The sequence below is a fragment of the Nocardia rhizosphaerihabitans genome (assembly GCF_014646295.1).
GTDB lineage: Bacteria > Actinomycetota > Actinomycetes > Mycobacteriales > Mycobacteriaceae > Nocardia > Nocardia rhizosphaerihabitans.
The window spans coordinates 422,484-429,953 of the sequence record NZ_BMNE01000003.1 but is presented as its reverse complement, the minus strand read 5'-3'; the positions used below and the strand labels follow the sequence as shown (position 1 = coordinate 429,953).

Genomic DNA, 7,470 nt, shown 5'->3' with positions numbered 1-7,470 from the left:
GGTCGGCCGCCTCTCGTGTATTCAGTTGCAGGAATCCGCTATTGGACTCCGCCGGCTGCCAGCATGTCGTCGACGCGGGCGAACTTGTCCCGCGAGCGCCCGGCCGCCTTGCCCCGCTCGAGTTCGGAGGCCTCGATCCGGCGCCAGGCGTCGAGTTCCACGACTTCCGGCACCCGGTCGCGAACGCGCGCACGCACCTCGTCCGCACCGAGCGTCCCGCCGGTCGGCAGCAGGCCCGCGTCCGCGTCCGCCAGCAGGCGGATCACCGTGTCGCGCGAGCACTTCTTATTGGTGCCGATGATGCCGCGCGGTCCGCGCTTGATCCACCCGGTGACATATCCGCCCGGTACACCCACGACCGACCCCTCATCGTTCGGGATGACACCGCGACTTTCGTCGAAGGGCAGACCCTCGACGGGCGTCCCGAAGTAACCGGTCGCGAAGATGACCATGCCTGCGGGCACCTCTTCGAACTCGCCGGACCCGACCGCCTCGACCCGACCGGTGGACGGGTCCTTGACCAGGTCGTTGCGCTCGATCCGCACGCCCTCCACTCGGTCCGAACCGAGGATCTCCACCGGTGAGGCACAGAAGGACAGCACGATCTTGCGCTCGGCGTCGGTCGAGGGGCGGCCGGCGTAGTCGGCCAGCGTGGCCAGTTTCCGATCGGTGCCGAACTGCCCGTCGTCTCCGGTGTTCTCGAAGCCCGTGCAGGTGACGTCGACGCCGGGCAGCTCGCCCAGCTCCTCGAGCTCGGGGTTGTTGAACGCGCCGTCGGCCCCACCACGCCGTCCGAGTACCCGGACTTCGCGCAGCTTGCTCCCGGCCAGTGCGTCGAGCGCGTGGCCGGCGATGTCGGTGGCGCGCAGGACGTCAGTGGGCAGGCTCAGCACCCGCGCCACGTCCATCGCCACGTTGCCGTTGCCGACGATCACCACGCGTTCGGAGTCGAGTCGCACGGGCAGCTCGGCGCTGTCCGGGTGGGCGTTGTACCAGGCGATGAACTCGCGTGCGGCGAAGGCGCCCGGCAGCGTGGCACCGGGAATCCCGGGCACCGAGTCGCCCGAGGCGCCGACGGCGATGATGACCGCGTCGTACCAGTCGAGCAGTTCCTCGGTGCGCACGTCGGTACCGACCCGGACGCCACCGAAGAACCGGAAACGCGGGTTGTCGAGGATCCGCCCGAGCGAGTCCAGCACGAGCTTCTTCTCGCCATGATCAGGGGCGACGCCATAACGCACCAGTCCGCCGAGCACCGGCAGCCGGTCGTAGAGATCGACCTCGATCTCCCGGGTGACGATCTGGCGCAGCCGCCCCCGTAGGTACGTGCCCTCCTTCGGTGCGAGCAGGTGTCCGGCCGCGTAGAGCCCGGCCGGACCCGCACCGACGACGGCGACCCGCAGCGGGCTCACCGCAGGGAGCGTTCGTAGTAATCCGCGTTGACCGTGAGGTAGTTGTTCCACTTGTCCGGGAGGTCCCACTCATGGAAGGCGGCACTGACCGGACAGGCTTCCATGCAGGCGTTGCAGTCGATGCACTGACGCGGATCGATGTAGAGCTGCTCGGCCTTGTCGAAGTCCGGGTCGTCCGGGCGCGGCGAGATGCAGTCGGCAGGGCAGACCTCGATGCAGGAGTAGTCGGCGATGCACGGCGCGGCAATAACGTAGGTCATGGCACGTCCCTTTTCACAGCTTCTTCATGTAGTCGTCGTGGTGCACCGGGCACCCGATCTTGGCGCCGTTGCACACTTCGCACTCTTCGCCGGCGACGGCACCAGTGCCGTCACATTCCTCGCAAGGCACGATCGGGCGTTTGCACATGACGCACGCCTCCAGCACCGGGGAGTCACTCATCGTATTCTTCGCTTTCACATCGTTGGCTGGTCAGCGGGCACGGACCTGAACGCGGCCACCGCCGCGCGGAAGGCCCAGGGTCTTGTAGTCCGGCACCCACGGCGTGTCGGCCGGAACCGACAAGTCGTACTGCCGGAGCAGTGCGTGGAAGAACGCCTTGGCCTCGAGCTGGGCGAAGTGCAGTCCGATGCACTTGTGCACCCCGACACCGAAGGGCATCCACGCCATCTTGTGCACGCGCTCCTCTTGCCGATCGGCGGCGAAGCGCTCGGGATCGAACGTTTGTGGATCACGCCAGACCCGCGGGTTGTGGTGGACCGCGAACGGCTGCACCGACACCAGCGTGCCTTTGGGAATGTAGTAACCGAGCAGCTCGGTGTCCTCTACGGCTTCGCGCACCATCGCGGGCACCGGCGGGTTCAGCCGCAGGCACTCCTTGAAGACCAGCTCGAAATCGCTCATCTCGCCGAGCTCGTTGTACTGCACCGCCGGGCCCAGGCGCAGGCTCTGCTTGCGCACCCGCTCCTGCCATTCGGGGTACTTGGCGAGGTAGAAGCCGACCGTGGTCATCGCGGCGGTGGTGGTGTCGTGCGCGGCGAACAGCAGGAAGATCATGTGATCCACGATCTCCTCGTCACTGAAGCTGTGCCCGTCCTCGTCGCTGGCCGTGCAGAGGCTGGAGAACAGGTCGGCGCCCGGCTCGCCGCGCTTGAGCGGGAGGTACTTGTTGAAGAACTCCTCCAGCTTGGCGCGGCCGTTGATCGCCTTCATCCAGGCACCGCCCGGGATCGGCTTGCGCACGATGGCCGACAGGCCGGTCAACGCGTCTTCGAAGGCGTGGTGCAGCTCGTGCTTCTCCTGCTCCGACAGTTCGAGGCCGAGGAATACCTTCGCGGCGATGTCGAAAGCGATCTCGCGGACCATCTCCACCAGCTTGACCTCGCCGATGGGGAACTTCGCCACGTGATCGATGATCACGTCGTTGATGCCGTCGAGGTATCCCTTGAGCTGCTGAGAGGTGAACGCCTGCTGGAAGATCAGCCGGTGCATGCGGTGCTCTTCGAAATCCATCAGCAGCAGGCCGCGCTTGAACGAGACGCCGATCAGTGGGTCCCAGCCGGGACCCGCGGCGTAGTTGCGGAACTTGTTCATGCCGACGAGCTCGGCGCCTTCAGGCGTCATCACGCTGACCATGGGCCGGCCGAAGTCGTTGTAGAAGGTCAGGTCGCCGTAGCGTTCGAGCGCATCGAGCTGTCGCTCCTGCCTGCGCAGCAACATCTCTATGACGGCGACGAGCTGGGGATTGCCACTTCCCTCGACGGCACGCAGCCCCGACCCCGCCGGTGGCGTAGCGAGGATCTTGCGCGAATGACCGCCCTGTTCCTTGGCGTCCCGAACACCGCGGTAGGCGCGGGCCAGGCCCGAGGTGGCCATTTCCTGCATGCGGTTCTCGAGCGGGCCGTACGGCGGCGCGATGGTGGAGGTGAGCTTCACCGGGCTCCACGAGAAGGCCACCGCCCTGGAATGGGTGAAGGTCTCGAAGCCGTACTTGCCGTGGTAGTTGCCCATGCCGCTCTTGCCGACGCCACCGAAGGGCATGGCCGGGAGCATGTTGATCAGGAAGTCGTTCGCCTGCACCGAGCCGGACCTGGTGCCCTCGACCACCGCGTCGAACCGCTTGTTGCGCGGCCCGTGCCAGTAGAGCGTGAGCGGGTGGTCGTGGGCGGAGATGAAGTCGATCGGCTGTTGGATGTCGGCGTAGGGGTACACCGTCAGCACGGGACCGAATACCTCGGTCTCCTCGATCTTGGACCCGGGGCGAACTCCGGTGAGCACCGTCGGCGCGATCTTGCGGGTGCCCGCGTCCGGCAGCGTCTCACCCAACGGTGTCGCGCTGTAGGCGGTCGCGCCCAGCGAAACAGCCTCGGCGACAAGCCCGTTGATGCGGTTGTAGTTCGAGTCGTTGATGATCGAGGTGTAGTCGGGGTTCTTCAGGATCGACGGGAAGGCCGACTTCCAGGTCTCGAGCAGCTGCGCGACGAACCGTCCGACGTGCTGTTCGGGCACGAAGACGTAATCGGGACACAGGCACACCTGGCCGGAGTTGGTCACCCGCGCGGAACCGATCAGCTTGGCGGCCCGATCGATATCGGCGTCGGCATCGACGACCACGGGGTTCTTGCCGCCCAGTTCGAGGGTCACCGGCACCAGGTTCTTCGCGGCGTCGGTGGCCACCGAGGCGCCGACTTCCGGGGACCCGGTGAAGAACATCGAGTCGAACTTCAGCTTGGAGAAGTCCGAGCCGCCGCCGTGGGTCGAGGTGATCAGCGCGAACTCGCTGACGTCGAAGTAGTCCGGCGCGGCGGCCGCGAGCAGCCCGGTGGTGTGCTCGGTGACCGACGACGGGCGAACCATCACCCGGTTGCCTGCCGCCAGCGCCGCCGCGGCCGGCGTGAAGGCCAGCTGCAGCGGGAAGTTCCACGGGCCGATCACGCCGACCACGCCGAGCGGATCGTGGCGCACCCGCGCCCGGATGCCCGCCATGTCGAGCAGCCGGGACGGCCGCGACTCCGCCATCCACTTGCCGACGTGGCGTCGCTGCTCAGCGATGTCCATCAGACACGCCTGCACATCGCCGACCAGGGACAGTGCGCGCGGACGAGAGCCGAAATCCTCGGCGAGGGCGTCGGCGATCTCCCCGGCGTTGTCACCGAGGAGGGCACCGAGCCGCGCCAGCCGGTCGCGACGCGTTTCCAGCGTCGGAATGCCCTCGGCCACGAACGCGCGCTTCTGCGCCTCGAGGATCTCGTCGAGGGTGAGTTGCTCCGCGGTCGCAATCCGGGTGTGTGGCGCATGTCCACGGGTGCGCGGGTCGAGACTCAAGGCACGACCTCGGCAGAGCGGGCCGCGAACGCCGCGCGCGATGCGGCGAGCGCGGTTCGCGCGGACTCCAGGGTGATGTCGGCGGGGTCGATGCCCTCCCGTTCGAAGGCGGCAACCGTGTCCGGGTGGAACCGGAAGCGGAGCGGAAGTCGGTCGTACACGACGGAGAAGGCCCGCATGAACCGGCTGACACGTGCGAAATTGCGCTCGTCGTCCTCGGTCCACACCAGCTCCAGCCGATCCCGCAGGATCGGTTCGAGCGCACCGACATTGAGCAGCCGCACCAACGCCGCGACTCGCGGCCAGACGTACTTCTCGACCACCGGATGTGTGCCGGGCGGCGGGGGAAGCGGCTTGGAGGCGAAGCCGAAGGTGTAGCGGCTCACGGTCGTCGAGATCAGTTCGTTCTCGAACACATCGGCCAGGTACGCGACGAACTCGTCGTAGGTCTGCGGCTGCGCGCTGTCGTCGACACCGTAGAGCGAGAACCACTCCTTCGATTCCTCGAAGATCTGCTCCTTCTCGGCGCGGGTGAGTGGGCGCCGCCCGAAATGGTCGACCCAGTTGTAGATCGCCTCGAAGAAGGTGACATGCGCCCAGTAGTAGGTCTCGGGGTTGATCGCGTGGTAGGTGTGGCCCTGGGGCATATCGCCCTTCAGGGTCTTGTGGTAGTTGCGGATCTTCACCGCGATCTTCTTGGCGTCCTCGGGCGTGGCGTAGACGAGTGTGCCGATGATGCGGCGCGAGCGCGCACCGCGTTCGGCGAAGTTCGCCTTGTCGCCGAAGACCTGGGAATGGTCCGAGACCGCCTGGCCCAGCTGCGGCCACATGTTCTCGAGGCCCGCGGTGCGCAGGATGGTGAGAAAGGTCCGCCGGTCGCCGAAGTACTTCCAGGTCAAGGAGTTCGGCGGGATGGGTCGCTGCACCCGCTCCGACCGGCTCAGGCTGCCGTCGCCGGGACGGGAATGCAGGCGCTCACCCGCCTGGTAGACATTGCGGCCCACGGCGGTGTCGGTGTCGAGCGCGGGCGGCCCGGCTTCCTCATCGATCTGCGCAGTAGTCGGACGCTCTTGCAACTCGGTCATGAGCAGCTCTCCTTCCCGCACCCTCTTGGTGCGACCTGGTTTGGGCCATGACGGCTCGAGACGCCACCAGTAAGCGCCCTGAGTCAGTGACACACGATCTGATTCTTGTTTCAGAGTAGGGTCCGGAGTCCCCCCGCGCAATGGGTTCGGCCGTATCGGCCGGCCGAAGCGGAGGGGTTGTCGTGGCTCGTCACCGCGCGGCGTAGCCCGAACCTGGATCGCCGCACGCACGACTCGGATCACCCCCGGCGTTCTGGACGGCGGGCTCTTGCAGCTCGACGGCCGCATGCTGATCGGGGATACGGAGATCCACGGCCTGGAATTGATATGGTCGGCCGAAACCGGCTCCGGTTTCGGCGCGCATGTGTATTCCGGTTCCGGTGCTCCGCTGAATTACCTGTGGAGTCGTGTAGGCCATGCCAAGACCGGCATGGACGAGCGAGCCTCCCTGACGACGCCTGTCGCGGTGAGAACACCGGTGATGCCGTAGCGGTCCGTCTTGTGGGCGCGCCCGGCCAGCCCACGAACCGCGCCCCGACCACGAAGCCGCCCCGAGTGACTGAGCGCTTCTCGGGCGTTGCAGGCAAGCCGTCCGGCCCCGGCGAACAATTCGAAAGCTTTCCGGAATTAGCTATTCAGAGTAAATATCTAATCGCGAATAATGATAATTCCGACATGTTCGGATTCACGATTTCGGCCACGGAAAGAGAAGAGCGCGCTATATTTTTTGAACACCCATTTGCGGCTCGACATCCCGTCACACCGCTGCTCGATATTCTGGAGATCGCCATGAGATCGACCTCTTCCCTCTTTCGCGCCGGATTTCTCGCTCCGGTGGCCGTCGCCACCATATTCTGCTTGGCCGCACCGGTAAATGCCGCTCCCGTCAGCGTGAATTGGAGCTGCCGGGGCACCATCTTCGGTATCGGCCAAACCTCGAGCATGAACACATCGGTCACCGGCACCGCGCCGAGCTCGGCGGCGTCGGGTTCCGCGGTGGCCATCACGATCACGCCGGGCGCCTCGTCGGTTCCCAGTTCGGCGTCCGGCTTCACCGTGAACAACATCAGCAACCTGAAGATGACCATTCCGACTCCCGCGAATTCGACCTTGGTCTCGGCGACAGCCTCCGGGGGCACCGTGGCCGGCACGGTCGCCACGTCGGGTGGGAATGTCGTTCTGACCGTACCGGGTCCGATCGCGGGCGGCACCAGCTTCACCCCGCCCGCGGTGACCATCAACGTCACCGCCGGTGCCGCCGGGACACCGATCACCAGCAAGTACGCGGGGACCAGCTACGCCAGTCCCGGCATGACGATGACGACCAACGTCTCCTTCGTCGGCAACGTCGCGACGTCGTGCTACCCGAACCCGTCCCCGACCCTCACCACCACCAATGTGACCTGAGCCCGCGCACGGGCGCCGGCGCGGGCACGTCCGGCCTGCGGCGAACACCTCCGGACCGGGTTGCGCGAGCAACCCGGTCCGACCCCGCCCCACCCGCATCCCGCGACTACGTTCTCCGATAGTGCTTGCCCCACTTCGCGTTTGGCGCACAGCAGCCACTTCGACCGAATATTCCGATGCGCGGTGTCGCATCCCTGGCCGTGTCGTACAGTGCATGTCCGGCACCGCCACGAACGCTCCGA

General features: G+C 66.4%; 8 protein-coding genes. 2 read left to right on the top strand and 6 right to left on the bottom strand.

What is annotated here, in order from left to right; translation table 11 throughout:
- Nucleotides 1-38: 38 nt before the first annotated feature.
- Genes IEY60_RS14855 through IEY60_RS14835 form a run of 5 tightly spaced genes read right to left on the bottom strand, consistent with a single transcriptional unit; the run spans nt 39 to nt 5,821 of the window.
- Nucleotides 39-1,412, bottom strand: coding sequence for an FAD-dependent oxidoreductase (locus IEY60_RS14855; protein WP_189028381.1), 1,374 nt, complete (start codon nt 1,410-1,412; stop codon nt 39-41).
- Complete coding sequence (locus IEY60_RS14850) at nt 1,409-1,672, bottom strand: 4Fe-4S dicluster domain-containing protein (protein ID WP_189028378.1); 264 nt, start codon at nt 1,670-1,672, stop codon at nt 1,409-1,411. The genes IEY60_RS14855 and IEY60_RS14850 overlap by 4 nt, the downstream gene beginning before the upstream one ends.
- Nucleotides 1,673-1,685: 13 nt before the next feature.
- Nucleotides 1,686-1,853 (bottom strand): hypothetical protein, encoded by a 168-nt coding sequence (locus IEY60_RS14845; RefSeq protein WP_189028376.1) that lies wholly within the window; start codon nt 1,851-1,853, stop codon nt 1,686-1,688.
- Nucleotides 1,854-1,883: 30 nt separating this feature from the next.
- Nucleotides 1,884-4,736, bottom strand: a complete 2,853-nt coding sequence (locus IEY60_RS14840) for an aldehyde dehydrogenase family protein (RefSeq protein ID WP_189028374.1) — start codon at nt 4,734-4,736, stop codon at nt 1,884-1,886.
- Nucleotides 4,733-5,821, bottom strand: coding sequence for an oxygenase MpaB family protein (locus IEY60_RS14835; RefSeq protein WP_189028372.1), 1,089 nt, complete (start codon nt 5,819-5,821; stop codon nt 4,733-4,735). Before IEY60_RS14835 ends, IEY60_RS14840 begins: the two co-directional genes overlap by 4 nt.
- 268 nt (nt 5,822-6,089) lie before the next feature.
- Here IEY60_RS14835 and IEY60_RS14830 point away from each other — a divergent pair, with 268 nt between their 5' ends.
- Nucleotides 6,090-6,311 carry a hypothetical protein gene (locus IEY60_RS14830; protein WP_189028370.1) on the top strand — a complete coding sequence of 74 codons (222 nt, stop codon included), beginning with the start codon at nt 6,090-6,092 and terminating at the stop codon, nt 6,309-6,311.
- Nucleotides 6,312-6,456: 145 nt separating this feature from the next.
- On the opposite strand, the gene IEY60_RS14825 is transcribed toward IEY60_RS14830, so the two are convergent.
- Nucleotides 6,457-6,909 (bottom strand): hypothetical protein, encoded by a 453-nt coding sequence (locus IEY60_RS14825; RefSeq protein ID WP_189028368.1) that lies wholly within the window; start codon nt 6,907-6,909, stop codon nt 6,457-6,459.
- On the opposite strand from IEY60_RS14825, the gene IEY60_RS14820 reads away from it, so the two are divergent.
- Complete coding sequence (locus IEY60_RS14820; protein WP_229739832.1) at nt 6,902-7,228, top strand: hypothetical protein; 327 nt, start codon at nt 6,902-6,904, stop codon at nt 7,226-7,228. The genes IEY60_RS14825 and IEY60_RS14820 overlap by 8 nt on opposite strands.
- Nucleotides 7,229-7,470 lie beyond the last annotated feature (242 nt).

Coding starts and splice junctions, on each gene's coding strand:
- IEY60_RS14820 (WP_229739832.1), top strand. CDS start 6,902: ATGACCATTCCGACTCCCGCGAATTCGACCTTGGTCTCGGCGACAGCC.
- IEY60_RS14825 (WP_189028368.1), bottom strand. CDS start 6,909: ATGGTCATCTTCAGGTTGCTGATGTTGTTCACGGTGAAGCCGGACGCC.
- IEY60_RS14845 (WP_189028376.1), bottom strand. CDS start 1,853: ATGAGTGACTCCCCGGTGCTGGAGGCGTGCGTCATGTGCAAACGCCCG.
- IEY60_RS14850 (WP_189028378.1), bottom strand. CDS start 1,672: ATGACCTACGTTATTGCCGCGCCGTGCATCGCCGACTACTCCTGCATC.
- IEY60_RS14835 (WP_189028372.1), bottom strand. CDS start 5,821: ATGACCGAGTTGCAAGAGCGTCCGACTACTGCGCAGATCGATGAGGAA.